Origin of the sequence: Pseudoalteromonas sp. SK18, from assembly GCF_001974855.1 — a bacterium.
In the GTDB taxonomy this organism is placed as follows: Bacteria; Pseudomonadota; Gammaproteobacteria; order Enterobacterales; family Alteromonadaceae; genus Pseudoalteromonas.
Window position 1 is genome coordinate 41,316 of record NZ_MTQB01000016.1, and the last position, 25,592, is coordinate 66,907.

General features: G+C 42.3%; 24 protein-coding genes. 17 read left to right on the forward strand and 7 right to left on the reverse strand.

Going from position 1 to position 25,592, the window contains the following annotated elements; all coding sequences use genetic code 11:
• Positions 1-5: 5 nt before the first annotated feature.
• The 15 genes from rsmH to lpxC all read left to right on the forward strand — a co-directional run bounded on the left by rsmH (position 6) and on the right by lpxC (position 17,268).
• The gene (gene rsmH / locus BW139_RS12450) at positions 6-944 is read left to right on the forward strand and encodes a 16S rRNA (cytosine(1402)-N(4))-methyltransferase RsmH (protein ID WP_076919884.1); all 939 of its coding nucleotides are present in this window, start codon (positions 6-8) and stop codon (positions 942-944) included.
• Entirely contained in the window at positions 941-1,267 is a 327-nt protein-coding gene (gene ftsL / locus BW139_RS12455; protein WP_076919885.1) for a cell division protein FtsL, read from the forward strand. Before rsmH ends, ftsL begins: the two co-directional genes overlap by 4 nt.
• Positions 1,264-3,081 carry a penicillin-binding transpeptidase domain-containing protein gene (locus BW139_RS12460; protein WP_076919886.1) on the forward strand — a complete coding sequence of 606 codons (1,818 nt, stop codon included), beginning with the start codon at positions 1,264-1,266 and terminating at the stop codon, positions 3,079-3,081. The genes ftsL and BW139_RS12460 overlap by 4 nt, the downstream gene beginning before the upstream one ends.
• Positions 3,074-4,552 (forward strand): UDP-N-acetylmuramoyl-L-alanyl-D-glutamate--2,6-diaminopimelate ligase, encoded by a 1,479-nt coding sequence (murE, locus tag BW139_RS12465; RefSeq protein WP_076919917.1) that lies wholly within the window; start codon positions 3,074-3,076, stop codon positions 4,550-4,552. The genes BW139_RS12460 and murE overlap by 8 nt, the downstream gene beginning before the upstream one ends.
• Positions 4,549-5,931 carry a UDP-N-acetylmuramoyl-tripeptide--D-alanyl-D-alanine ligase gene (murF, locus tag BW139_RS12470; protein WP_076919887.1) on the forward strand — a complete coding sequence of 461 codons (1,383 nt, stop codon included), beginning with the start codon at positions 4,549-4,551 and terminating at the stop codon, positions 5,929-5,931. Before murE ends, murF begins: the two co-directional genes overlap by 4 nt.
• A complete protein-coding gene (mraY, locus tag BW139_RS12475; protein ID WP_076919888.1) occupies positions 5,931-7,013 on the forward strand; it encodes a phospho-N-acetylmuramoyl-pentapeptide-transferase in 1,083 nt (360 codons plus the stop codon). The genes murF and mraY overlap by 1 nt, the downstream gene beginning before the upstream one ends.
• Positions 7,014-8,348 carry a UDP-N-acetylmuramoyl-L-alanine--D-glutamate ligase gene (gene murD, locus BW139_RS12480; RefSeq protein WP_076919889.1) on the forward strand — a complete coding sequence of 445 codons (1,335 nt, stop codon included), beginning with the start codon at positions 7,014-7,016 and terminating at the stop codon, positions 8,346-8,348.
• Positions 8,345-9,520: a cell division protein FtsW gene (gene ftsW, locus BW139_RS12485; protein WP_010390699.1), complete on the forward strand. Its 1,176-nt coding sequence runs from the start codon at positions 8,345-8,347 to the stop codon at positions 9,518-9,520. The genes murD and ftsW overlap by 4 nt, the downstream gene beginning before the upstream one ends.
• Positions 9,517-10,593, forward strand: a complete 1,077-nt coding sequence (murG, locus tag BW139_RS12490; RefSeq protein WP_076919890.1) for an undecaprenyldiphospho-muramoylpentapeptide beta-N-acetylglucosaminyltransferase — start codon at positions 9,517-9,519, stop codon at positions 10,591-10,593. The genes ftsW and murG overlap by 4 nt, the downstream gene beginning before the upstream one ends.
• A 42-nt stretch (positions 10,594-10,635) precedes the next feature.
• Positions 10,636-12,045 carry a UDP-N-acetylmuramate--L-alanine ligase gene (gene murC, locus BW139_RS12495; RefSeq protein ID WP_217697118.1) on the forward strand — a complete coding sequence of 470 codons (1,410 nt, stop codon included), beginning with the start codon at positions 10,636-10,638 and terminating at the stop codon, positions 12,043-12,045.
• On the forward strand, positions 12,042-12,962 hold the full coding sequence (locus BW139_RS12500; RefSeq protein ID WP_076919891.1) for a D-alanine--D-alanine ligase: 921 nt from the start codon (positions 12,042-12,044) through the stop codon (positions 12,960-12,962). The genes murC and BW139_RS12500 overlap by 4 nt, the downstream gene beginning before the upstream one ends.
• Position 12,963: 1 nt before the next feature.
• Complete coding sequence (locus BW139_RS12505; protein ID WP_076919892.1) at positions 12,964-13,725, forward strand: cell division protein FtsQ/DivIB; 762 nt, start codon at positions 12,964-12,966, stop codon at positions 13,723-13,725.
• A gap of 13 nt (positions 13,726-13,738) precedes the next feature.
• Positions 13,739-14,971 (forward strand): cell division protein FtsA, encoded by a 1,233-nt coding sequence (ftsA, locus tag BW139_RS12510; protein WP_008110678.1) that lies wholly within the window; start codon positions 13,739-13,741, stop codon positions 14,969-14,971.
• A gap of 21 nt (positions 14,972-14,992) precedes the next feature.
• A complete protein-coding gene (gene ftsZ, locus BW139_RS12515; RefSeq protein WP_076919893.1) occupies positions 14,993-16,249 on the forward strand; it encodes a cell division protein FtsZ in 1,257 nt (418 codons plus the stop codon).
• A gap of 107 nt (positions 16,250-16,356) precedes the next feature.
• Entirely contained in the window at positions 16,357-17,268 is a 912-nt protein-coding gene (gene lpxC, locus BW139_RS12520) for a UDP-3-O-acyl-N-acetylglucosamine deacetylase (protein WP_010390707.1), read from the forward strand.
• 80 nt (positions 17,269-17,348) lie between these two features.
• Here lpxC and yjjG read toward each other — a convergent pair whose 3' ends face one another.
• The 3 genes from yjjG to BW139_RS12535 form a co-directional block, all read right to left on the reverse strand.
• Positions 17,349-18,026: a pyrimidine 5'-nucleotidase gene (gene yjjG, locus BW139_RS12525; RefSeq protein WP_076919894.1), complete on the reverse strand. Its 678-nt coding sequence runs from the start codon at positions 18,024-18,026 to the stop codon at positions 17,349-17,351.
• Between the two features lie 11 nt (positions 18,027-18,037).
• A complete protein-coding gene (gene yjjX / locus BW139_RS12530; RefSeq protein ID WP_076919895.1) occupies positions 18,038-18,577 on the reverse strand; it encodes an inosine/xanthosine triphosphatase in 540 nt (179 codons plus the stop codon).
• 167 nt (positions 18,578-18,744) lie between these two features.
• Complete coding sequence (locus BW139_RS12535) at positions 18,745-19,644, reverse strand: phosphoribulokinase (RefSeq protein ID WP_008114793.1); 900 nt, start codon at positions 19,642-19,644, stop codon at positions 18,745-18,747.
• 115 nt (positions 19,645-19,759) lie between these two features.
• Between BW139_RS12535 and BW139_RS12540 the strand changes: the two genes are divergently transcribed.
• A complete protein-coding gene (locus tag BW139_RS12540) occupies positions 19,760-20,635 on the forward strand; it encodes a hypothetical protein (protein ID WP_076919896.1) in 876 nt (291 codons plus the stop codon).
• Positions 20,636-20,696: 61 nt separating this feature from the next.
• Positions 20,697-21,062, forward strand: a complete 366-nt coding sequence (locus BW139_RS12545; RefSeq protein ID WP_076919897.1) for a hypothetical protein — start codon at positions 20,697-20,699, stop codon at positions 21,060-21,062.
• Positions 21,063-21,167: 105 nt separating this feature from the next.
• Here the strand turns inward: BW139_RS12545 and BW139_RS12550 are convergent, their stop codons facing one another.
• From BW139_RS12550 to BW139_RS12565, 4 genes are all read right to left on the reverse strand, one after another.
• The gene (locus BW139_RS12550) at positions 21,168-23,741 is read right to left on the reverse strand and encodes a M1 family metallopeptidase (protein WP_076919898.1); all 2,574 of its coding nucleotides are present in this window, start codon (positions 23,739-23,741) and stop codon (positions 21,168-21,170) included.
• A 106-nt stretch (positions 23,742-23,847) separates the two neighbouring features.
• On the reverse strand, positions 23,848-24,528 hold the full coding sequence (locus tag BW139_RS12555; RefSeq protein WP_076919899.1) for a hypothetical protein: 681 nt from the start codon (positions 24,526-24,528) through the stop codon (positions 23,848-23,850).
• A gap of 88 nt (positions 24,529-24,616) precedes the next feature.
• A complete protein-coding gene (locus BW139_RS12560; protein ID WP_008114782.1) occupies positions 24,617-24,967 on the reverse strand; it encodes a DUF2750 domain-containing protein in 351 nt (116 codons plus the stop codon).
• An 11-nt stretch (positions 24,968-24,978) separates the two neighbouring features.
• Positions 24,979-25,563: a glutathione S-transferase family protein gene (locus tag BW139_RS12565; protein ID WP_076919900.1), complete on the reverse strand. Its 585-nt coding sequence runs from the start codon at positions 25,561-25,563 to the stop codon at positions 24,979-24,981.
• Positions 25,564-25,592 lie beyond the last annotated feature (29 nt).

Below are 25,592 nucleotides of genomic sequence, written 5' to 3' on the forward strand. Positions count from 1 at the left end.
AGCTAATGACAGCGCAATTTGAACACGTATCCGTATTAATGGAAGAAACCATAGATGCACTTGCAATTAAGCCAGACGGCATTTATATGGATGGCACCTTTGGACGTGGCGGACATTCAGGGCAAATATTAGCGCGCTTGGGCGACGCTGGTCGCTTGCAGGCTATTGATCAGGATCCACAAGCTATAAAGTCAGCGGAAAAGTTTGCCGATGATTCACGTTTTTCGATTGCTCACTCACGGTTCTCAAAGTTATACGAAGTTGCTGAGCAAAACGATCTAATTGGTAAAGTTGATGGCATTTTACTTGATATTGGTGTGTCGTCACCGCAGTTAGATGATGCCGCTCGTGGCTTTAGTTTTATGAAAGACGGCCCGCTTGATATGCGAATGGATCCAAGCACAGGCCGTAGCGCTGCGCAGTGGTTAGCTGAGGCGGAACTAGATGACATTACCCATGTGATCAAAAAGCTAGGTGAAGAAAAATTTGGTAAGCGCATTGCACATAAAATATTGGAAGTGCGTGAACATACGCCAATCACTACCACTAAACAGCTCGCAGATTTAGTTGATGAAGCTGTACCTGTTAAAGATAAGTTTAAACATCCTGCAACGCGCACGTTTCAGGCAATTCGTATTTATATTAATAGCGAATTAGAGGAAATTCAAACCGCACTACAAGCGGCGATTAAAGTTCTTAAGCCAGGTGGTCGCTTAGTTGTTATTTCCTTCCACTCTTTAGAAGATCGCATTGTAAAACAATTTATTAGAAAACAGAGTAAGGGAGAAGCGATACCCAGAGGTCTGCCTTTAACCGACGCACAAATAAATAAAAATCTGACGTTAAAAGCAGTGGGTAAAGCTATTAAACCAAGTGCTGATGAAGTGGCGCGCAACCCACGCTCTCGCAGCTCAGTACTAAGGATTGCACAGAGGTTGGGATGAGTAAAAAAGCGAGTTATCGCCAACCCAATCTATTTCTTGAAATAATTAAAGGCCTAGGTGCAAACAAGATCACCTTGGCCTTGTTGGTTGTGATATTCGCGTCAAGTTTGAGTGTAGTGCAAGTAACCCATTTATCTCGTGCGCAATTAATTGAGCAAGATTCGTTACTCCAAGAGCGTGACGAATTGGATTTAGAGTGGCGTTATTTTTTAGTGGAAGAAGAATTTTATTCTCAACATGTACGCATTGAAGAAGTGGCAACGTCACAATTAGAAATGAAGCGGCCAACCAGCCAAGATGAGCAGGTAATCATATTACAATGAGAACGCGAGGCAAAAAACCAGTTAACAACCTAATCGCATGGCGCTTTATTTTAGTGTGCGCGGTGATTTTTTTAGTGTTTGTGACTTTGGTATCGCGTGCTGCGTATTTGCAAGTAATTGAACCCGATAAAGCCCGCTCTGAAAGTGACAAACGTACGGTACGTGTTGAAAAACTGCATGTTCAGCGCGGCATGATCTTCGATCGTAACGGTAAAGAGCTCGCAGTTAGTGTGCCTGTAGTCAGTGTGTATGCGGATCCTAAAGCGTTGCATAAGTCACTGGTGAGCAAAGTGCTCAGACAAGCCCGTAAAAATGGTGAAGATCAACAAACACTGCGTGAAAATGTCGCTGAGCTAAATAAGCGTACCGCCCTGTATTATAAAAATGATGTGCGCTGGCGTGAACTGGCCGATGTACTGCGCATTGAACCGAGTAAAATTAATACCCGACTCCTTGATGATCCTACTCGTCGTTTTGTTTACTTAAAACGCCAAGTTACCCCTGCTGTTGCTAATTACATTGGCGATTTACGCCTACCCGGTATTCATTTACTAGATGAATCAAAACGTTATTACCCTGCCGGTGAGGTGAGTGCGCATATTATTGGCTTTACCAATATTGATGGCAAAGGGATTGAAGGTATAGAAAAGCTTTACGAAAATGCACTGACTGGCGAAGAAGGTCGTCGTACGATTCGAAAAGATGCCCAAGGACGTGAAGTTGAAGTGCTTGATGAGCGCGAGCGAGTGGAGCCTGAGAGTATTCAACTGAGTATTGATCAGCGTATTCAGGCGATTGCTTACAAGGCGGTTAAATCAGCGGTGTTAACCTACAAAGCAACCTCAGGCTCTGCCATGGTGGTTGATGTAAAAACCGGTGAAGTTTTGGCTATGGTAAATAGCCCCTCATTTAATCCTAACAACTTAAGCGGTGCCGCTCCTCATAAGCGTCGTAACCGTGCAATTACAGATTTGTTTGAACCCGGCTCAACCGTTAAGCCTCTAGCCATTTTAGCTGGATTAGACTACGGCACAATCCAACCGGATGACAAAGTTGATACCTACCCAGGCTGGATGCGTTTAGGGGGCAGCTTAGTACAAGATACCCGTAATCATGGTGAAATGACGCTGCGCGAAATTTTAAAATACTCCAGTAATATGGGCGTAACAAAAATAAGCCAAACCGTACCCAAAGACTATTTTGTCGGTCTTTACCAAAAGGTGGGTTTTGGCAGTGATAGTGGTACCGGCATGGTCGGGGAAAGTAGTGGTTTATTTTACCCAAACCGTCGTTGGTCAGATCACGAAATTGCTGCACTTTCGTTTGGTTACAATATTGCCGTGAGTACCGCGCAAATGGCTCGTTTTTACGCCATGTTAGGCGCAGGTGGGGTTAACCGTCCACTTACCGTACTTAAGCAAGATTCTATTCCTGAAGGTGAACGCGTTTTTCAACAACAAGATGTTGAAGCTGTGGTTCATATGATGGAAAGCGTATTTGAAGAAGGTGGTACCGCGCGTCGCATTAAAGTCGATGGCTACCGTGCAGCTGGTAAAACGGGTACCTCTAAAAAGGCGGCTGCAGGCGGCTATGGTGACGAGTATGTGGGTTACTTTGCGGGTATTGCTCCAGCAAGTAATCCGCGATTAGCCGTTGTGGTATTGATCAACGAGCCCGGTGGAGATGTTTATTATGGCGGCGCAACGGCAGGTCCAGCGTTTGCAGAAATAATCTCTAATTCATTAAGAATTTTAAACGTTGCCCCAGATAAAGACTCGGTGGCATACGTGAAGGGCAAAGATGATGGTGCGTGATTTACACACAATTTTAAAATATTTAGAAATAGATGCAGCACGTTTAATGGTAAACGAGTTGCGTTTAGACAGCCGCGATGTAAAACCGGGTGATGTGTTTGTGGCAATAAAAGGTCATCAGCTTGATGGCGGACAGTTTATTGATAAAGCAATTGAGAATGGTGCCAGTGCAATTATTGCCGACAGACTGTGTGAGTTTGAAAGTGATTTTGAGCCGTTATATTTAGTCTCAGAATTAAATAAAAAATTGCCTGTTTTAGCGAGTAAATTTTACCAGCAACCGAGCCTAGAGTTAGACTTAATTGGTGTAACAGGTACTAATGGTAAGTCGACTACTACAGCAATGATTGCTCATTTAGCACAGTTTTGTCGTACCCAAGCCGCAATTATAGGCACGCTCGGTTACGGCCATCCAGATAATTTAACACCGCTGCAAAATACCACGCCCTCAAGTGTGGATTTACAACATATTTTAAGTGACTTAAAAGCGCAGCAACATCGCTTAGTAGCAATGGAAGTATCATCGCATGGATTGGTACAGCATCGTGTTGATCAGTGTCATTTTAAAGCGGCGGTTTTTACTAACTTATCTCGCGATCACTTAGATTATCATGGTGACATGGATAGTTACGGTGATGCCAAATTGATGCTGTTTCGTGATTTTGATGCTGCCAATGTCATTCTTAATCAAGATGACGGACAAGCAGAGCAGTGGATTGAAAAATATAGCTTTAATAAATTAATTTGTTATGGTCGTAAAAATTTAGCCCCTAAAAACGCTCAGTTTGTGTATTTTTCTGATGTTAGCTATTCGGCAACCGGTATTTCGGCGCAATTAACTACAAGTTGGGGTGATATTGCCATAAAATCACCGTTATTTGGTGAATTTAACCTGTATAATTTAACCGCCGCTTTAGCCACATTACTAGCACTGGGTTATCCATTGGCGCAATTAGTGGCAGGGTGTGAATATTTACAACCTGTTGCAGGCAGAATGCAAGCATTTACAGCGCCAAGTATGCCTACTTGCGTGGTTGATTATGCACATACACCGGATGCATTGGCTTTAGCGTTACAAGCGCTGCAACAACATGTACCAGGTGGAGTGAGTTGTGTGTTTGGTTGTGGTGGTGATAGAGATAAAGGTAAACGTGTATTAATGGCACAGGCCGTTGAGCAGTTTGCAGATAAAGTGATCATCACCAGTGATAATCCACGCTCTGAAGATCCCAATGAAATTATTAATGACGTAGCTGCAGGATTAACACACCCAAAAAACGCCCATTTAGAGGCCGACCGGGGTGCTGCGATACAATTTGCTATAGATAACGCAAAAGCCGGTGAGGTTATTTTAATTGCCGGTAAAGGGCATGAAGACTATCAAATTATAGGTAACAAACGCATTGATTTTTGTGACCGCCAATTTGTACAACAACAATTAAAAAAAGCAGTAAGAGGGTCTCAAGCATGATCCCAATGGATTTTGATTGGCTAGCTAATGTGCTAGCAACTGATTATCAAGGTGATAATCGTCAAGTAATAAATATAAACACCGATACCCGTACTTTGTGTGATGGTGAAGTGTTTTTGGCACTTAAAGGCCCCAATTTTGATGGCCATAAGTTTATTGAGCAAGCAAAACAAAAAGGTGCTATTGGAGTCATTGTCGATCACGCTGTTGATACCGACATTACTCAATTTGTAGTTGCCGATACCCGTATTGCATTAGGCACAATTGGTACAGCGGTGATGGCGCAAGTTGCACCTAAAACTATTGCTATTACTGGCAGTGTAGGTAAAACCACAGTTAAAGAAATGTGTGCCGCTATTTTATCAAGTAAAGGGGATGTTTTAGCGACTAAAGGCAACTTCAATAATGATATTGGCGTGCCTCTCACCTTATTGAGATTAGAGCCACAACATCGTTTTGCGGTTATTGAGCTCGGTGCTAACCACATTGGTGAAATTGCCTACACCACCGCTATGACCAAACCAGATGTTGCCGTAGTATGTAATGTTGCGGCGGCGCATTTAGAAGGTTTTGGTAGCCTGCAAGGGGTGGCACAAGCCAAAGGCGAAATTTATGACGGTTTAAAAGACGATGGCATTGCCATTGTTAATTGCGATAGCGAGTTTAGCCAGTATTGGCTTGATAAGTTAGCAGCGCGTAAGATTAAATGTTTTTCTAGCAGCGAAAAGCTAGATATTTGGGCCGAAAATATCAGCTTAGATGCTCAAGCTCGCGCAAGCTTTACCTTATGCACCAAACAACACAGAGTACCGGTTACGTTAGCATTGCCAGGCAAGCATAATATTAGCAACGCGCTTATTGCTGCGGCATTAACCAGTGAGTTTGACGTGTCACTTGAAGAAATTGCCAGCGCCCTAGCGACCATGGGTGAAGTTAAAGGGCGGGTTAACCTGATTGAAGCTAGTGATTCACTCACCATTATTGATGATACTTATAATGCCAACGTTAAATCGGTAAAAGCGGCGATTGATTTACTTAGCGATATTCAAGGTCATCGTATTTTGGCTTTGGGTGACATGGGCGAACTTGGTGAAGATGCTCGTAAGTACCATCAAGAAGTGGGCGAATACGCATTAGCGCAAGGTATTGATGAGCTATTTACACTTGGTGTATTAAGTAAGTCAGCCAGTGATGTATTTGAGTTGCCTAATCGTCATTTTTCTAATCGTGACCAGATGCTGCAACAAATTCAAAGCAGTATCAGCAAAGTAGATAAAAAAATTACCCTTGTCGTGAAAGGATCACGCAGTTCTCGCATGGAGCTTTTAGTAACCGATTTAGTTAATGGCCAGCAACAAGCCATCAATGGAGTATCATAATGTTAGTTTGGCTGGCTGAGTATTTAACTCAATATTATAGTGGCTTTAATGTTTTTTCGTATTTAACTCTACGTGCCATTTTAGGTATTTTGACTGCGTTAATTATGTCTCTTTATTTGGGGCCAAAGTTAATTCGTGGTTTACAGCGCATGCAAATTGGGCAAACAGTACGTGATGATGGTCCGCAATCACATTTATCTAAATCGGGTACACCAACTATGGGTGGCTTACTTATTTTAGCGGCAATATTCACCAGCACTTTATTGTGGGCGGATTTGTCTAATAAATACGTTTGGGCCACTTTATTTGTGATTGGCTCATTGGGGATTGTCGGCTTTATTGACGATTACCGTAAGGTGATCCGCAAAGACCCTAAAGGGCTGATTGCAAAGTGGAAGTATTTTTGGCAATCGGTAATTGCACTAGTCGTAGCTACTGCACTTTACATGACCAGTACCCAAGCGACAGAGACATCTCTTGTTGTGCCATTTTTTAAAGATGTACTGCCACAACTAGGCCTGTTTTATATCGTGATCACTTATTTTGCATTGGTGGGCACCTCAAACGCGGTTAATTTAACCGACGGACTAGATGGCTTAGCGATTGTGCCAACAATTTTGGTGGCTGCAGCACTGGCTATTATTGCTTATTTAACTGGTAATATTAACTTTTCGGCTTATTTACATATTCCGCACTTGCCGCTGGCCAGTGAGTTAGTTGTGGTGTGTACTGCCATAGTGGGAGCCGGGTTAGGTTTTTTATGGTTTAACACCTATCCAGCACAAGTATTTATGGGCGATGTAGGCTCGTTAGCGCTTGGTGGTGCTTTAGGCATTATTGCCGTACTTGTTCGCCAAGAGCTATTACTTATCATTATGGGTGGGGTGTTTGTAATGGAAGCGCTGTCGGTGATTTTACAAGTTGGTTCTTATAAATTACGTGGCCAACGTATTTTTAGAATGGCGCCTATTCACCATCACTACGAACTTAAAGGATGGCCAGAGCCACGCGTTATTGTGCGCTTTTGGATAATTTCTATTGTGCTGGTACTTGCTGGCCTTGCGACATTAAAGATCCGATAAATGCAGTATTTAAACGAGATAAAAAATAAACACATAACAGTGCTCGGACTCGGTGTAACCGGTCTGGGCATTGTGCGTTTTTTATTATCTCGAGGCATACAGCCCCATGTGGTCGATAGCCGAGAAAATCCACCCGGTGTTGATTGGCTCAAGCAACATGCCGCTAATCTAAATACTCACTTTGGTGATTTAAATAACGCGGCGCTCAGTGCTTGCGATATGATCATTATTAGTCCCGGACTAAGTTTAAAAACCCCTGCGGTTGCACAGGCAATGAATGCCGGTGTAGAAGTGATTGGTGATGTTGAGCTATTTGCCCGCATTAACACTAAACCGATTGTTGCGGTAACAGGCTCAAATGGCAAATCAACGGTAGTAACCCTTGCTTACGAAGTATTAAAAACCGCAGGTTATAAAGTAGCACTGGGTGGCAATATTGGCACAGCTGTGCTGGATTTACTTGACGGTGACTTTGATGTATTTGTACTGGAACTATCGAGTTTTCAGCTTGATACCACTGACAGCTTAAAAGCCAGCAGTGCAACCGTACTTAATATTTCAGAAGATCATCTCGATCGCTATGATAGCTATCAAGCTTATATAGATTCAAAATTAAGTATATATGACGGCGCTGAACTTTTAGTGATTAATGCTGACGATAGGCAAACCCACCCAGTGAGTCGCACGTTAGCACCACAACTGAGCTTTGGTGAAACACAAGGCGATTACCACTTAGCACAGCATAATAACGAAGCGCACTTTATGGTAAAGGGCGAAGCTTATTTACCAGTAAGTACCTTAGCCGTTGTGGGTAAGCATAACTATTTAAACACGCTGGCAGTAATGGCGTTACTCAGCCCGTTTGAAATAACTAAAGCGCATTATAAAACTGCGTTAGCTCAATTTAATGGCTTGGCACATCGTTGCCAGTTTGTGGGTGAGTTTAATGACGTTAAATATTTTAATGATTCTAAAGCCACCAATGTAGGCGCAACAATAGCTGCCATTGATAGTTTAGCGGGTGAACAACAAAATTTAGTGGTTATTGCTGGTGGCGATGCCAAAGGCGCGGATTTAGAGGCACTTAAACCTTATGTTGAGCAACACGTTAAAGCACTTATTTGCTTTGGTAAAGATGCAAAAGAGTTAGTGGCACTAACTGCTAAAGGCCATCTAACCAGTAACATGTCTGAGGCTGTGGCGCTTGCTAAACAATTAAGTACGTCAGGCGATACAGTTTTACTCGCGCCTGCCTGTGCCAGCATTGATATGTATAACAATTATATGCAGCGCGGCGATGATTTTGTGCACTGTGTATTGCAGGGGCAGTCATGATTGCTTTTGCGGATATTAAAGAGGCATTTACCCCTAAACCTTCGGCGCAGCTTTATGATGTGCCGCTCCTTTATTGTATGCTAATGCTAATAGGGGTGGGCTTTGTGATGGTAACCAGTGCTTCAATGCCGACGGCCGATAGGCTGTTTGGCAACATTTATCATTTTACTATCCGCCACGGTATTTTTTTAGGGCTTTCATTTTGTTTATTTTGCATAAGTACTCAAGTACCTATGTCGTGGTGGAAAAAAGCTAACCCCTACTTATTACTAATCGGCTTAGTGTTGTTATTGGTGGTGTTAATTGTGGGGCGAGAAGTGAATGGTTCTACCCGTTGGATACCTATCGGACCATTTAATATTCAGGCTTCAGAGCTCGCTAAGTTATTCTTTTTTAGTTATATCGCAGGCTATTTAGTCCGTAAGCGCAGTGAAGTACAAGAAAACATTAAAGGCTTTGCTAAACCCATAGCGGTATTTGCCGTTTATGCGGCACTTATTTTAATGCAGCCAGATTTAGGAACCGTGGTGGTTATGTTTGTTACTACGGTTGGTTTATTGTTTTTAGCTGGTGCTAAGCTTTGGCAATTTTTTGCACTTATTTTAACCGGTATTGCGCTAGTGGTTGGGCTGATTGTGTTTGAGCCTTATCGTATGGCGCGTGTGGTGGGTTTTTTAGAGCCTTGGGATGACCCTTTTGGTAAAGGTTATCAATTAGTGCAATCACTGATGGCTTATAGCCAAGGTGATTGGTTTGGCCAAGGCTTAGGCAATAGCGTACAAAAATTACAATATTTACCAGAAGCACACACTGATTTTATTTTTGCAGTGATAGCTGAAGAACTTGGTTTTATGGGCGTATTGAGTATTTTAATGGTGTTAGGGACATTAGTATTCAGGGCGCTACTAATTGGCCAAAATGCGCTTAAAAACGGTAAAGAATATGAAGGCTATTTAGCTTTAGCTATCGGTATTTGGTTTGCATTTCAAACCATGGTTAATGTTGGCGCTAGTGCCGGTATATTACCAACTAAAGGATTAACCCTGCCGTTTATTTCCTATGGTGGCTCAAGTTTATTAATGATGACCATAGCCACAGGTATTCTATTACGAGTAGATTTTGAAACGAAGATGGCAACCAAACAGGCCACGTCGGGTGGAGCTAAACGATGAGTAAAAAAATAGTCGTTGTAGCAGGGGGCACAGGTGGACATATTTTTCCAGGGATTGCGGTTGCTGATTATCTCAAACAGCAAGGTTGGCAAGTTAGCTGGATAGGCACCCCAGATAGAATGGAAGCCAGTGTCGTGCCCAAGCACAACATAGAAATTGATTTTATTGATGTAAAAGGCGTGCGAGGTAATGGTTTAAAACGCCTCATTAAAGCGCCATTCATGGTTATTAATGCAATATTGCAGGCGCGTAAGGTATTAAAACAACAACGCCCTGACGTGGTTTTAGCAATGGGTGGTTACGTAACGGGCCCTACGGGGATTGCGGCAAAAAGTCTCGGTATCCCTTTGGTAATTCATGAGCAAAACGCTGTAGCTGGCATGAGCAATAAATGGCTAGCGAAATTTGCGAATCGCGTATTAGCGGCTTTCCCTAGCGCCTTTGCCAGTGGTAAAGCTGAGCTGGTGGGTAACCCTGTGCGTCAGAGTGTGGTTGATATACCTAAGCGGGAAGTATCAAGCCCAATCAATATGCTAGTTGTGGGTGGCTCGTTAGGTGCGCAAGTACTCAACCAAACACTACCAGAAGCATTTAAGCGCTTAAATGATACTTGTGCCATTAATGTTTGGCACCAAACCGGTAAAGGCCATTTTGCCAGTGTAAGCGAAAGTTACCAGCAGCAACAAATGGGCGATGAGCAAGTAACTGTTGCTGAATTTATTGATGATATGGATACCGCTTATAGCTGGGCCGATATTGTGATTTGTCGCGCCGGAGCGCTAACTGTGAGTGAAATTGCTGCAGCGGGTAAAATGGCGGTATTTGTGCCATTTCCACACGCGGTTGATGATCACCAAACAGCAAATGCACAGTATTTAGTAATGGCAGAAGGGGCATTATTAATGCCACAAGGGCAATTTAATCAGCGCAGTATTGTTGAACTTTTAAGTCCCTATTTAGCCGAACCTTTATTAATAACTAAAATGGCTGCTAAAGCAAAACAGCAGGCTATTTTAGATGCCACAGCCAGCGTCGCTATGCACTGTGAGCAAGTAACAAATAAGAGAACATAAGTGAAACAGACATTAGCAAAAGAAAAATATACACGCCCTGCGATGCGCCGCATTGAAACTATTCACTTTGTAGGAATAGGTGGTGCAGGTATGGGCGGTATTGCAGAAGTATTGGCTTTTGAAGGTTACCGTATTACCGGCTCGGATATAGCGCATAGCGCCATGACCGAGCGTTTAATTCAAGCGGGCGCTGAAGTATTTATTGGCCATCATGAAAATAATGTAAAAGACGCTAATGTGGTGGTGGTTTCAAGTGCAATTGATAAAACAAACCCTGAAATTCAAGCCGCGCAAGCTGCGCGTATTCCGGTGGTTCGCCGTGCAGAAATGTTAGCTGAGCTGATGCGTTTTCGTCATGGTATTGCCATTGCCGGTACCCATGGTAAAACCACAACAACGAGTTTAATTGCCAGCATTTATGCACAAGCAGGGCTCGATCCAACCTTTATTATTGGCGGTTTATTAAATAGTGCTGGCAGCAATGCTAAAGTAGGCAAAAGCGACTTTTTAATCGCTGAAGCGGATGAAAGCGATGCTTCATTTTTGCATTTACAGCCAATGGTATCGGTGATCACTAATATTGAAGAAGATCACATGGAAACTTACGGCGGCAGCTTAGAAAAAATGAAAGATACTTATGTTGAATTCATTCATAACCTGCCGTTTTACGGGCTAGCTGTAGTGTGTATAGATTCAGACGTTGCCGCAGAATTAATACCTCGCTTTGGTCGTCCGGTGATCACTTATGGTGAATCGCAAGATGCTGACTATCGAATGAGTGAATTTAGCCAAACAGCCAATACATGCCAATTTACTGTTACTAATAAACAAGGCGAGAGTTTAACCGCCAAGTTAAATATGCCAGGTAAACACAATGCCCTAAATGCAACCGCAGCGATTGCGGTGGCAAAAGATCAAAACATAGCTAATCATGCAATTTTAGCGGCATTAGGTACTTTTGAAGGCATTGGCCGTCGTTTTCAGCATTATGGTGAATTTGAAAACGAATGCGGTAATGTGATGTTAGTAGATGACTATGGTCATCACCCATCAGAAGTGGCAGCTACCATCACCGCAGCGAGAGAAGGCTGGCCTGATAAGCGTTTAGTGATGGTTTATCAGCCGCATCGCTATACTCGTACTCGCGATTTATACGAAGATTTTGTGAAAGTACTCGCCGAGGTTGATCAGTTGCTATTGCTTGATGTTTACAGTGCAGGCGAAGAGCCGATTGTGGGCGCTGATAGTAAGAGTTTATGCCGCAGTTTACGCCAGCGTGGCAAAGAGCCATTGCATGTAGCTTCAAGCTCAGAGCTTGCAGGTGTACTTGCTAACTGCCTACAAAATAATGACTTAGTACTTACGCAAGGCGCAGGTAACATAGGTCAGTTAGTTAAAAGTTTAGCAGCAACAAACATGTCGATAGAAAAATTAAAGCAAGGTGAAGTATGACACAGGTAAGTTCCCAGTTCGGTAAAGTCGCAGTATTGCTAGGTGGAAACTCTGCAGAGCGCGACGTGTCATTAAAATCTGGTCAAGCAGTCCTTAATGCACTTCTTGCCTGTGGCATTGATGCGATTGCGTTTGACCCTCAAAATCGTTCATTGTGGGAATTAAAAGAGTTAAACGTTGATCGCGTTTTTATTGCGTTGCATGGCCGAGGCGGTGAAGATGGCACCGTACAAGGTGCTTTAGAGTTTATGAACTTACCTTACACCGGCAGTAATGTATTGGGTTCGGCACTGGCAATGGATAAAATTCGTTGTAAGCACTTATTTAAATCGGCTGGCTTAAGCACGGCACCGTACGCTGTGGTTGATGCTAAAAAAGGCTTTGATGCCAAGGCCATTATGGCGCAATTTAAAAAGGTGATGGTAAAGCCATCGCATGAAGGCTCTAGTATTGGTATGGCACAAGCTAGCTCTGCAGCAGAGCTTGAAGATGCGCTCACTAATGCATTTAAGTTCGACAGCCAAGTATTGGTAGAGCAATGGATCACGGGGCGCGAATTTACAATTACGGTACTCGGTGATGAAGTACAACCTGTGATTGAAATGAGCACGCCAAATGGTTTTTATGACTACCAAGCTAAATATCAGTCAAGTACGACGCAATATCATTGCCCAGCTGATTTATCACAGTCAGATACCGAAAAATTACAAGCAATGGCACTCGATGCGTTTGATTTAGTGGGTGCAAGTGGCTGGGGTCGCGTCGATGCAATGCAAGATCAGCAAGGCCAATTTTACTTATTAGAAGTGAATACTGTGCCAGGCATGACAGAAAAATCACTGGTGCCAATGGCAGCAAAAGCCAATGGGGCAAGTTTTGAGCAATTAGTTGTTCGCATTTTGGAGCAAACCCTTTAATATGCATCCCTTTTTAGAGAAAGCGCAGCAACTAAAACAGCAACTTAACTGGTCGCTGATTTTTGGAGTGAGTTTTTTTCTAGCGGTGGTGATAGGGTTAATTGAAATAACCAATGGGGTTTCCCATTGGTTAGTTGAAAATAAAGATGCACAGATTAAGCATTTAACGGTGTTGGGCAATCCCAAATACACCGATGAAAAAGCAATAACTACCGCGATAAAAAAGGCGGATTTAAGTAGCTTTTTTGAGCTAAACGTAAAGCACGTGCAGCATTTAGTACAGGAGCTGCCTTGGGTTGCAACGGTATCGGTTAGAAAGCAATGGCCTGATACTATCCAAGTTTACGTGGTAGAGCATCAAGCAGTCGCTCACTGGAACAGTGATTTATTGATTAACCAAAGTGGCGATGCGTTTGAAGCTAAAAGTGATAAATTAAGTGCCACATTACCCCAGTTATATGGGCCAGAGGGCAGTGAAAAAGAAGCATGGGTAGCGTTTAAACAGTTTGATGAAATGCTCAAAGTAAATGCATTAACGCTCAGTAGCTTGGCGCTATCGGAGCGGTTTTCGTGGCAACTTTGGTTAGATAATGGCGTGCGTTTAAATTTAGGACGCAAGGATAAAGCCAAGCGTGTACAGCGTTTTATAGACGTTTATTCACGTATAGAACAACGTGCTGATGCACAGATAGATGCAATTGATTTACGCTACGATACCGGCCTTGCAGTGAGCTATAAGCCAATGCAAGAACAGCAATTATAATAAAGAGTAAGGCATGACTAAGTCAGCAGAAAGAAACCTAGTGATTGGATTAGACGTTGGCACTTCGAAGGTAGTGGCCACGGTAGGTGAAATCACCACAGATAACAAGCTCAGCATTGTTGGCGTGGGGAGCCAAGTATCTTATGGAATGGATAAAGGCGGCGTTAACGATTTAAATTTAGTGTCTGAGTCTATTCGCCGCGCAATTGATGAAGCTGAATTGATGGCTGATTGTCGTATTAGCTCGGTTTATTTGGGTATTTCTGGCAAACATATTCAGTGTCAGAACGAAAGTGGTGTTGTCGCTATTAACAACACCGAAGTAACCGATGAAGACATTGAAAATGTAATCCATATTGCTCGCTCAGTACCAATTTCAGCTGAACGCAAAATGTTGCATGCGTTGCCACAAGAGTACAGCATTGACATGCAAGAGGGGATTAAAAACCCACTCGGTATGAGTGGTGTGCGTATGGAAGCACGCGCGCATATTATTACTTGCTCCAACGATATGGCTAAAAATATAGAAAAATGTGTTGAACGTTGTGGGCTTGAAGTTGACCAACTTATATTCACTGCGCTTGCCTCGTGTTACTCCGTACTGACGGATGATGAAAAAGAGCTAGGTGTTGCGGTGTTAGATATTGGTGGTGGTACTATGGATATCACTATTTATATTAATGGTGCGCTGCGTCATTCGGCGGTTATCCCGGTGGCAGGCAACCAAGTAACCGGTGACATTGCAAAAATATTTCGTACACCTATATCACATGCAGAGTCACTCAAAGTACAATATGCCTGTGCCAGTAGCCAAATGGCGAGCAGCGAAGACACAATTGAAGTGCCAAGCGTTGGTGGGCGACCAGCAAGACTGATGTCTAGGCATACGTTGTCAGAAGTGGTTGAGCCACGTTTTAGAGAATTATTTGAGTTGGCGATGGAAGAAATTCGTCGCTCAGGATTAGAAGACCAAATTGCAGCAGGTCTCGTCATTACTGGCGGAACTGCTAAAATGACTGGCGCAATGGAAGTGGCTGAAGATATTTTTCAGATGCCAGTAAGAATAGGTAAACCAATTGGTGTAGTAGGTTTAACTGATTATGTTGATGATCCATCGTACGCAACAGCTGTAGGTTTGTTACAATACGGGCGTACTATGCAGTCGATGAATGCACAAAAGTCGAAAGCGGATGATAACAATAATTGGTGGAACCGCATCACAAAATGGTTTCAAGGCGAGTTTTAGTACTCAAGTCGGAGAGTAAATATGTTTGATATAATGGAACAACACAGCGAAGAAGCTGTAATAAAAGTAATCGGTGTAGGCGGTGGCGGCGGTAACGCAGTTGAGCACATGGTAAAACAACAAATAGAAGGTGTTCGTTTTATCGCAGCCAATACGGATGCGCAAGCATTACGTAATTCAGCCGCTGATGTAACGGTACAATTAGGGACGCAAATAACCTCTGGGTTAGGTGCCGGTGCCAACCCTGAAGTAGGTCGTCAGTCGGCTGAAGAAGATGCCGAAACCATTCGTGCCAGCCTTGAAGGTGCCGATATGGTATTTATAGCGGCAGGTATGGGCGGCGGTACAGGAACCGGTGCTGCGCCAGTTGTAGCTAAAATTGCTAAAGAACTGGGTATTTTAACTGTTGCTGTGGTAACACGTCCGTTTGATTTTGAAGGTAAAAAGCGTGCCGCTGCTGCGGAGCAGGGGATTAGCGAACTATCTGAAATTGTGGACTCGTTAATCACTATTCCAAATAACAAGTTACTAAAAGTATTGGGTAAAGGAACAACTTTACTGGATGCATTTGCTAAAGCAAATGACGTATTGTTTGGTGCGGTACAAGGTATTGCTGAGTTAATTACTCGCTCGGGTCTAATTAACGTGGATTTCGCCGACGTACGTACTGTTATGTCTGCAATGGGCACGGCGATGATGGGTACAGCATCTGCATCGGGTCCTGATCGTGCACAAGAAGCAGCAGAAGCTGCTATTTCAAGCCCGCTTCTAGAAGACGTAGATTTAACCGGTGCTAAAGGTATCTTGGTTAATATTACTGCGGGTATGGATATCGCGATTGAAGAATTCGAAATTGTGGGTAATCACGTTAAGGCGCTAGCGTCTGAAAACGCAACGGTTGTTGTGGGTGCGGTAATTGACCCAGAAATGACAGACGAGCTACGTGTAACTGTGGTTGCAACTGGCTTAGGCGGCGATCGTCGTCCACAGTTTGGTATTGTAGATAACGGTTTCAAAAAAGCGTCAGGCTCTGATGTTACTAGCTCAAGCACACAAACAAGCAGCAGCATGTATGTACCTAGCTTCGCAAGCCAAGGCACAAGCACAACTGACGAGTCAGCAACGACTTCGCAAACTGAATCAAAGGAGCAAGGCACATCGTCTAGTTCTTCAAGTTCTTCAGCGAATACGTCGTCAAGCAGCGCTAAGAAAACAGATAAGTCTGAGGGTGGCGATTATTTCGACATTCCTGCTTTTTTACGTAAACAAGCAGACTAATTAAAAACAGTACTTTTGTGCGAAATGTGAACGAATATTGTAGTTATACCGTATTTATGTTACACTCCGCCGTCTAACTGTAATATATACTTAAAGTGAGCGAACCTATGATTAAACAGCGTACGATTGCACAAGTAGTCAAAGCCATAGGAATTGGACTTCATAAAGGTGAGAAGGTCACAATAACTCTCCGACCTGCGAGCGCAAATACTGGGATTGTATTTCGTCGTGTCGACCTTGATCCGGTTGTTGATTTTGAAACAACGCCTGAAGCCGTTGGTGATACGCAATTGTGTACCTGTTTAATAAACAAAGATGGTGTTCGCTTATCAACTACTGAGCATTTAATTGCAGCTGTTGCGGCAATGGGTATCGACAATCTGATTGTTGAACTTGATAGCTCAGAAGTACCAATAATGGATGGTAGTGCATTACCATTCATTTATTTATTACAAAAAGGTGGCATTGAAGAGCAAAATGTCGCGAAGCGCTTTATTCGTATTAAAGAAAAAGTACGTATTGAAGAAGGCGATAAATGGGCCGAAGTAGAACCTTACGACGGATTCCATATCGACTTTGAGATTGCCTTTGATCACCCTGCAATCAATGAAAGCCGCCAACGCATTGGCTTAGATATTACCGCACAAAGCTTTACTGAAGAGATTAGCCGTGCGCGTACTTTTGGCTTTATGAAAGATATTGAATACATGCATGCTAATAACCTTGCACTAGGTGGTAGCATGGATAGCGCAGTGGTACTTGATGAATTTAAAGTTTTAAATCCGAACGGTCTGCGTTACCCAGACGAGTTCGTCAAGCATAAGATACTAGACTGTGTAGGTGACATGTTTATGACAGGTCATAACCTTTTAGGTAAAGTAACTGCATTTAAATCAGGCCATGATTTAAACAACAAGTTACTACGCAAAATTATGGCAACTGAGTCAGCATGGGAGTGGGCAACCTTTGAAACGCCTGTTTCGATGCCTGCACCCGGTCTTGAATTAGCAAACGCCTAATCAGTTAATCGCTTACATACAGTTATAAAAAATGACGCTTATTAGCGTCATTTTTTTTGGCTGTTTGTAATCACAATCAGTCAGGTCAGACCTAAAATAGTTTGTAACTGTTTTAACTCAGTGACTTGATACGTTGGCTTAATACCTTCAGGTAAGATTACCCCAGGGTGCTGTAACCAGCAGGTGTCTATGCCTGCATTTCGTCCACCAAGAATATCACTGCTGGCGGTATCACCTACCATTAAAATTTGCTCTTTCGGTGGATTCCCCATTAAATTAAAGGTGTGCTCAAATATCTCTTTTGCAGGCTTAGCAATACCTACTTTTTCAGAAATTACCAGCCAATCGAACATATCTTGCAGCCCAGTATGTGCTAAGCGACGTGCTTGTAGCTGAGAAAAGCCATTGGTGATAATGCCTAACTTGGCATGAGGTTTGAGGGCGTTTAATAATTCAACCGCACCGGGTAAAGGCATGCAAATTTCAGCCATTGCCGATAAAAAATCATCATTGAGCTGCTGGGCTGGTACATCAAGTTTATTTGCCAGCTCACTAAAACGAGTTACTTGCAGGTGGTTTGCGGTAATTTCGTTATTTTGATAGGCAATCCATAATGGCTTATTGGTATTTTGGTAATGGTCATAATCTGCCTTAGTAAAATCCATGTCATAAGCTGCCAACATTTTTTGTAAGCCAGCAAAGGCATTAAAGCTAAATAAGGTTTCGTCGGCATCAAATAATACGTAGTTATACTTCATTAAAACATCCGTTATTGATTATATAAAGTGGGATTAAGAAAAGGCGCCATGGCGAGAGTCAGCGCTTGAGTATAGGTACTTTCTCGTGTTGCATGATGATCAGTTAATAAACCAATAGCACCCCCTTGCTGCTTGATATTGGTGGTATTAAAAGCCTTATCCATCACGTCTCCGAGCTCTTCACCTTGCAGCAATGCTTTATAAAAAACCGAGGGCAAAGGTAAGTTGCTGCTTCGGCCTGTAACTTGCTGTGCGCCGTCATCAATAACAACATAGGCAAAGGTTGCTGCACCATAGCTAAATTGCGCTGCGCCACCTTCCATCGCTATGTAGTAGTCTGCTTGGTGCTGTGCTTTACAGTAGTTAACTCGGTTTTGTGCACCCAAACACGTCTGCTCTTCGCCTATAGGTTGATCGGGTACATCAGAGGGGGCGTGAACGCCACTACATTCAATTATCTGCTCAGGGAAATACATCGCAAAAATGTGTTTAGCGGCATTTACTTTTACTGGGTTGTTAGACCCGACAACAATTTTAATAGCTTGCGACATACTGCTCTCATCATACTTAAAATCAGCAGTGTACGTGAGTTAGACTAAACAAAAAAGAGCAGAATGTATTTGCGATCACTTGATAAAAGAGGTGGGCAATTTCATAAGATCATCATATGTTGTTAGATCTTATGAACCAAGTAGTCTCTAAGAAATGAGCGATACACTTAAATAGGAATTTCAGGTGGGGCTAATTTTGCTAAGGCGCGCTTTTTCAAAATAATATCTTTGATCAGTGGCGTAAGCACTAGTTCCATTGCCAGTCCCATTTTGCCACCGGGTACCACAAGCGTATTGATCCGCGACATAAAGCTGCCTTCAATCATGCGTAAATAATACGGGAAATCAACGTCATCAATGCCCCTAAAGCGAATAACTACAAAGCTTTCATCAAGGGATGGGATATCTTTAGCGCTAAATGGATTAGAAGTATCAACGGTTGGCACTCGTTGAAAGTTAATATGGGTACGTGAAAATTGCGGCGTTATATGATTAATGTAGTCATCCATACTGCGCACAATCGAGTCCATTACTTTTTCACGAGAATGACCGCGTTCTGAGGTATCGCGAATAAGCTTTTGGATCCACTCAAGGTTAATAATTGGCACCATGCCTATAAGTAAATCAACATGCTTAGCAACATCATGATCTTCGTCGACAACGCCGCCATGTAAGCCTTCGTAAAACATTAAATCTGTATTTTGCTCAAGCTCTTGCCAAGGAGTAAATGTTCCTGGTAACTGGTTATAAGGCACGGCTTCATCAAAGGTATGTAAATAACGACGCAGTTTACCTTCGCCTGTTTCACCATACTTAGTAAATAAGTCTTCTAATGCACCAAAGTCATTGGCTTCTCGGCCAAAATAACTGATATGTTTACTTTCTTGTTGGGCTTCTCGAATTTTTTTGTCCATTTCAGGACGTGTATAGCGATGAAAGCTATCACCTTCAATAAATGCAGCATTGATGTCGAGGCTGCGGAAAATATGCTTCACGGCATTGGTGGTGGTTGTAGTGCCTGCTCCAGATGAGCCGGTGATTGCAATAATAGGGTGTTTAGCTGACATGTTTGTTCTCTTTTTTATGACCCGTTAGTTATAAAGACCTTACTAAGCTAGGTCAAGTGACGTCATCAGTAAATAACGTTATCATGAGGTGCTTAAAATTAAAACGAGAGAAAGCATGAAACTGATCAAACCGTTGTTAGGGCTAATAACAATTAATGCTTTAACATTAGGCGTTGCCCAAGCAAATATGCCTAAAAGTCAAATACTACTTGCCGATTTAAATACCCCGCATGGCATACGCGTAAGCATTGTTAGTGATAAAACCAGCTACAACAATCAGCCCCATTTAACCGATACGGGCCTTTATTATACGCGTGAGGTAATCAGTAATAAGCAGAGCCAAACTGATATTGCACGTTATGATTTATCATCAAAACAAACCTCTATGATCACAAATACAGCTGTAAGTGAGTATTCGCCAACAGTAACACCGAGTGGCGATAGTTTATCTGCCATCGTGGTTGAGGAAGATGGCAAACAAAAACTATGGCAATATCCGCTGAGTACAGAGCAGGCACCAAGTCGTATTTTTGATTGGATTGAGCCTGTAGGCTATCACGCTTGGGGAAGTAACAACGACTTAGTAATGTTTATTTTAGGCGAGCCACATACATTACAATATACCTCGGTTGTTGCGGCTAAAGGTGAGGTTGTAGCAAATAACATTGGTCGCACACTTATTTATAATAAAGCGCAGAGGGAATTTTTATTTAGTCATAGTAAGAATGGCCAGCATCACTTAGCCCGTTTGGAACCACAAACCAAGCAGGTGAGCAACATTCTTAGGCTGCCAAACCAAGTACAAGACTTCATCTTAAAAGATGAAAATACCATTGCTTATGCAATTAAAAACCGTATTTATCAACGACAACTAACAGCTGGTTCTGACATATCGCAATGGCTTGATTTAAGCAACTACTGCAAAACGAATATTACTCGAATGAGTTATAACAACGATAAGCTTGCATTTGTCTGCCACGTAACACAATAAAGTAAGACTTCATATTGCGTATGCGTTAAGGTTATACATAAATCAACGAATAGGGATAAATATGGCCTACAGTGCAGACGAGTTAACAGAGCAGCTGATCAAACTAGAGTGTAGGAGTAACTTTAAAATAAAAAACATTGCTGAGTATATGCTAGCAAACTCTAAAGAAGCGTTTTACACCCATGCCGAAACGGGGAAAGGTAAAATTGTGATCCGCCCCGCATTTGAAGTGTTTAGTGATGACTTTACTGATATTGATGGGGTTGTGCGTACTCAAGGCTATTTTCATAGCAGTGAAATGACCCGTTTTCCGACTCGTATTTATAAAAGCGCACAGCCTATTCATTATGGTGTCGCTTTTAAAATTAACTCTGAACAAGCGGCAAAAGAGTTTATAGCTAAGCTAACGATGATTATTGGCGGTTAATAGAATGGTGCAGGGCTAAAGGCAAAAGGTGCAAGATAAAATCTTCAACCTTCAACCTTTAGCCTTTAACCTTTAGCCTTTAGCCTTTAGCCTTTAACCTTTAGTTTATTTACTATTCAAAAAGCTATTTACTGATTTTAGTTCACGGTTTTTAAGTGCAATACAGTCATTCGTACTTTCTGCAAGCTTACTTAATGTGCGCGCATAGCCAGGTACTTCATCAAGTTTAGCGTCAAAGAATTTTTGCGTTGTCGCTAAACTTTCAGCATCACAGCTAGCAGTAGTAAAGTAAGGTAAGTTAGGCACAAAAAACGGTGGTAAACTTGCTGTTACTTTATCGTAGTTGCTATAAACCCAATCAATAAACAGTGCTTGGCGTTCATCGGTGTAACTTTGCCCCGATAAAATAGTACGCATATCAGAAGCGGTTACTTCATCGGTTAAGCTATATGTAAGCACAGCTTTTTGAAGTTCAGGCTTACCAAAATAGCCCATTGCAGCCAGCATATTGGTACGCACTTGTGGATCTTTAGTGGTTTTAAAGGTTGTCATAAATTGATCAAGCAGCGCTTTATCACCATGAAAAGCCGCAAGGCGTAAGTAAGTACCCGCTAAATAAGGGTCTACTTTTTGCGGATCGTTTAAGTAAGCGGCTGTTTGCTGCTTAGCTTTATTGATCACATTCTTATCGTCACCATCAAAGCCTAAACGCGATACCACCGCAGCTCGCAGTTGAGCAACAGCGCCATCCTCACCCATTTTTGCTTCTAGGCCATATTTTTTAGCGGCAGGCATGACTGCATTTTGAATAAATGTAGGCCATAAATCTTTGTTGCTATCGTCTTTAAAGGTGCGTTGCTGAGATGCTAAATAACCTAAAGCAGTGTTAGCCACGCGAGGATGACTATCGCTGGCAAAAACTTCAAGCGTTTGCATCAGCTTAGCAGCAGAAATTACACCTGCGTCAAGTAAAGCGTCAGTGGCTGATAATAGTGCCAGGCGCTCGCGGTCGTTTAATACGCTTGCTGCATTATCAATTAGTGCGTTAAATTGCGCATCGTCCATGACCCAGCGGTAGTAACCTAGCGCACCTTGGTCTGGATATATCCACTCAGGCTCAAAATCTAATTCTAGCGTTTGGCTTTGTTTATTAAGTAATACATTGGCAGTTTTTACTTTATCGCCAGCACCATATTTAATGGCAACGGGTACATTCCACAGTTGGGCTGGAGCATCAACACCGGCATTTGCAAAACGACTTTGCGAAATCGTAATGTTATTACCTTGCTGCTTAACGTTAATTAGCGGAAATGACGATTGTTCAATAAACGATTTCAAAACACTCGCTACATCTTTGTTAGATGCTTTACCAAGTGCCTCCCATAAATCGGCGGCTTCGGCATTTTTATAAGAGAACTCTTTTAAGTAATTTTGAATGCCAGCTTGAAATGCGTCTTCGCCAATCCAGTTTTCAACCATCGCCAGTACTGAGCTACCTTTGCTGTATGCAAGGCCTAAACCGTCCATAATATCGGCTTCGGTTTTAATTGGTTTACGAATTGGCTTAGTGCTTAAGCGAGCATCTAACGCCATTACATTATTTTGTGGTAAATCTAGGTGTGATTCAAACTCAGGGTTAAGTTGCTTAGTAATTTTTGCTGCCATCCAGCTTGCAAACGCTTCGTTTAACCATAAGTCGTTCCACCATTTCATAGTCACTAAGTTACCGTACCATTGGTGAGCTAATTCATGGGCAATAATAGAAACATTACGTTGCTTTTTACTTCGCGTTGCAGCTTCTAAATCAACCAGAAGAATATCTTCGCGATAAGTTACCAAACCTGAATTTTCCATGGCGCCAAACGGAAACTCTGGAACAGCCACTGAATCTAGCTTTTTATATACATAAGGAATACCAAAGTACTCTTCAAGTGCGCCCAGTACTTTAGGCATATTCTCTTTTGCATACTGCGCTAAATGAATTTTACCCTGTGGGGTGATCACACGCCCAGGAATTGGCATGCCTTTAATTTCTAACTCTTCAAACGGGCCTACAGCCATAGCCACTAAGTAAGATGGAATTGGCGGCGTTTTATCAAAGTAATGAGTAGTCATATCGCCACTGACCGTTGTTTTTAGCTCAGGTGTATTTGAATACACTTTTTGTGAGGTGGGGGCGGTAATGGTTAACTGAAACGGAATCTTATAGCTTGGTTCGTCAAATACAGGAAACGCACGACGGGCATCACTCATTTCAAATTGGGTGAACAAGTACGGAACGCCTTGATCTAGGGTTTTATATAACCCCACACTTTGGCGATTATATGGCGCTGAGAAATCAATTTTTAAAGTGTATTTACCCGGCTGAATTTGCTCTTCGCAGCTAAATTTAACTTTACCGGTTTTAAGCATTTCGCTGTTTAAGTCGCAGTTTTGCTCACCCAATAGTTGAACCATTTTGGTTGCGTAATCAACACCATTGAGTTCAATATAGCGTGTTGGTTTAAGCACCTCCAAACTGATTTCAGTCATTCCTGTAAAAGTATCCTGACTTGGGTCGAGCGTTAAAGCGACTTTTTGTGAACTTGGCTTTGCGAGCTTTTCAATGACGAATTCATTAGCGTTAGCAGCATTTATAGCAAGCGCAACGCTCACGGTTAAGAGGCTTTTAAAAAACATAGTTATCCCTAGATTTTTGTTGTTAGAAGAGTGAGTACACTCCATCCTAACAGCTTTTTTTGCTAGAGTAAGCGAACAACAATAAGGAAAAGAGTAACAAAGTTTGTCAGTGGCTATCTCGTGCTAAAAACCGCTGCCAATGAATGTGGGAATTAATAACCCGGATCTGTTGCAGCACCTTATTTAACAAGGCTATATCGTTAAAGTTATCATGGGAGTAATCATTAAAGCCCATTAAGTAATTGAAGCAGTCTTTAGAGCCTGCTTGCAGGGCATAAATACGAATTTGCTGTTCAAAGTTAAGCCGCAAACTACTAATCGCGGTTTTCATTCCGAGTTGATCCACGGAAGGAATTGCACATTTTTGCAAATACCCCGCACGTTCGCCCTCGCCTGAAAACCAAATGCGTACTTTTTCACTGTAGCGTCCTGTTTTTGCTGGGAGGTCAAACAGTAAACGTGTGTGTTTTTGCGCTTTTACGTAGGCTAAATAATCATTAAGTCCGGCCTTAATAAGGGCGTTATGTACAGGAATTAAACGGGGTTTAATTTTACCATGAGTATGAAAGCTGAAGCAGAGAATGCTATTTTCAACCACCAAGTCATCTAGGGTTAAATAGCCAATTTCATCACTGTAAGCGCCACTGTAGTACGCAATTAAAGGCAGCCAAAAGTGCCAGTGCTTAGCTTGTTCGCGGGCAAGCCGAGTATCACTATAAATATATCCGGTATAGAGCGTATGCAGCTCCATAGCTGAGAATGGACGACGACCAAGATGGGTTTTCAACGCAGTACCTTGACAGTTTTTATTATTTTATACCCCAACTAATCGTTGTTGTTAATTGGGGTAGTGCCAGCAAATAAACAGTTAAAACTTATTCACTTAAAGCGCGAGCTAAACCAACTGGTTCAATTTCTACGCACACTTGATCGTCATTCCAATTTAAACCAACCAGAGCATCATCCGATTTAAGGTCTTCAACCCAATCATCTAAAAATTCATCTAGGTTGATTTCTACTGGGCTATAGTCTTTCCACTCTTCTTTACATTGCTCTTTTGCTGCGTCTTCTGATTCCCACAGTAAAAGTACATCGGTGTCATCAAATTGATTTGATTCACATACAACAAAGCCACCATCTTGTGCACCCAGTGCCCAGATCTGTTCACTAACACGTACTTTTTCTACAAAGCTAACTAGTTGTGATTCAATTTCGATATCGCTCATGTGTTCACCTTTTAAAATTTGAGTCGAGGGTTGGTATTTTTAGCCGCTTGACGCTGACTAAACGCTTCATAAAACTTAACTAACTGCAATTGCGCGCTAAAATCAGTGAGTTCACGAAAGCAGATCCAATCTAGCAAGCAGTATAAACTGATGTTGAGGCATTCACAGCTTTTAAATTCATCATCGTTTAAATGATCATTTAAATAGTCTAAAGTTTGCGCAATTCGCTCATTTTGCAGATTAAAAAATAGTTTATCAGCTTGCGTGTCAAACCCAGAACGCTGACATATCAATAACTCAACCAATGAATCGTTACAGGCATTGATGCTAGTTAAAAAATGCTCTTGTGGCCAAGTTAGCGGGTTCTGTTGTGTTTTTTCAAGTAAGTAACGCAGTATATTATTTGAGTCGCTTAAGTTAAGCGAGCCATCAATTAAGATAGGGATTTTAGCTGCCGGGTTGTGCGACATCATTAAAGAGCGGTCATCGCTTGAAAAAATGTCGAGATTTATAAACTCAAGCTCACAGTTATTTTGTTGTGCCCAAATTCTGACACGGCGAACATAAGGGGAAGAAATAGAGCCAAGTAATTGCATATTGGGGCTTTTGCCAACTCCACATAAAT

What these genes read in the sequence shown, in the direction of transcription:
- rsmH (WP_076919884.1), top strand. Translation starts at nt 6, where the DNA reads ATGACAGCGCAATTTGAACACGTATCCGTATTAATGGAAGAAACCATA.
- ftsL (WP_076919885.1), top strand. Translation starts at nt 941, where the DNA reads ATGAGTAAAAAAGCGAGTTATCGCCAACCCAATCTATTTCTTGAAATA.
- BW139_RS12460 (WP_076919886.1), top strand. Translation starts at nt 1,264, where the DNA reads ATGAGAACGCGAGGCAAAAAACCAGTTAACAACCTAATCGCATGGCGC.
- murF (WP_076919887.1), top strand. Translation starts at nt 4,549, where the DNA reads ATGATCCCAATGGATTTTGATTGGCTAGCTAATGTGCTAGCAACTGAT.
- mraY (WP_076919888.1), top strand. Translation starts at nt 5,931, where the DNA reads ATGTTAGTTTGGCTGGCTGAGTATTTAACTCAATATTATAGTGGCTTT.
- murD (WP_076919889.1), top strand. Translation starts at nt 7,014, where the DNA reads ATGCAGTATTTAAACGAGATAAAAAATAAACACATAACAGTGCTCGGA.
- ftsW (WP_010390699.1), top strand. Translation starts at nt 8,345, where the DNA reads ATGATTGCTTTTGCGGATATTAAAGAGGCATTTACCCCTAAACCTTCG.
- murG (WP_076919890.1), top strand. Translation starts at nt 9,517, where the DNA reads ATGAGTAAAAAAATAGTCGTTGTAGCAGGGGGCACAGGTGGACATATT.
- murC (WP_217697118.1), top strand. Translation starts at nt 10,636, where the DNA reads ATGCGCCGCATTGAAACTATTCACTTTGTAGGAATAGGTGGTGCAGGT.
- BW139_RS12500 (WP_076919891.1), top strand. Translation starts at nt 12,042, where the DNA reads ATGACACAGGTAAGTTCCCAGTTCGGTAAAGTCGCAGTATTGCTAGGT.
- BW139_RS12505 (WP_076919892.1), top strand. Translation starts at nt 12,964, where the DNA reads ATGCATCCCTTTTTAGAGAAAGCGCAGCAACTAAAACAGCAACTTAAC.
- ftsA (WP_008110678.1), top strand. Translation starts at nt 13,739, where the DNA reads ATGACTAAGTCAGCAGAAAGAAACCTAGTGATTGGATTAGACGTTGGC.
- ftsZ (WP_076919893.1), top strand. Translation starts at nt 14,993, where the DNA reads ATGTTTGATATAATGGAACAACACAGCGAAGAAGCTGTAATAAAAGTA.
- lpxC (WP_010390707.1), top strand. Translation starts at nt 16,357, where the DNA reads ATGATTAAACAGCGTACGATTGCACAAGTAGTCAAAGCCATAGGAATT.
- yjjG (WP_076919894.1), bottom strand. Translation starts at nt 18,026, where the DNA reads ATGAAGTATAACTACGTATTATTTGATGCCGACGAAACCTTATTTAGC.
- yjjX (WP_076919895.1), bottom strand. Translation starts at nt 18,577, where the DNA reads ATGTCGCAAGCTATTAAAATTGTTGTCGGGTCTAACAACCCAGTAAAA.
- BW139_RS12535 (WP_008114793.1), bottom strand. Translation starts at nt 19,644, where the DNA reads ATGTCAGCTAAACACCCTATTATTGCAATCACCGGCTCATCTGGAGCA.
- BW139_RS12540 (WP_076919896.1), top strand. Translation starts at nt 19,760, where the DNA reads ATGAAACTGATCAAACCGTTGTTAGGGCTAATAACAATTAATGCTTTA.
- BW139_RS12545 (WP_076919897.1), top strand. Translation starts at nt 20,697, where the DNA reads ATGGCCTACAGTGCAGACGAGTTAACAGAGCAGCTGATCAAACTAGAG.
- BW139_RS12550 (WP_076919898.1), bottom strand. Translation starts at nt 23,741, where the DNA reads ATGTTTTTTAAAAGCCTCTTAACCGTGAGCGTTGCGCTTGCTATAAAT.
- BW139_RS12560 (WP_008114782.1), bottom strand. Translation starts at nt 24,967, where the DNA reads ATGAGCGATATCGAAATTGAATCACAACTAGTTAGCTTTGTAGAAAAA.
- BW139_RS12565 (WP_076919900.1), bottom strand. Translation starts at nt 25,563, where the DNA reads ATGCAATTACTTGGCTCTATTTCTTCCCCTTATGTTCGCCGTGTCAGA.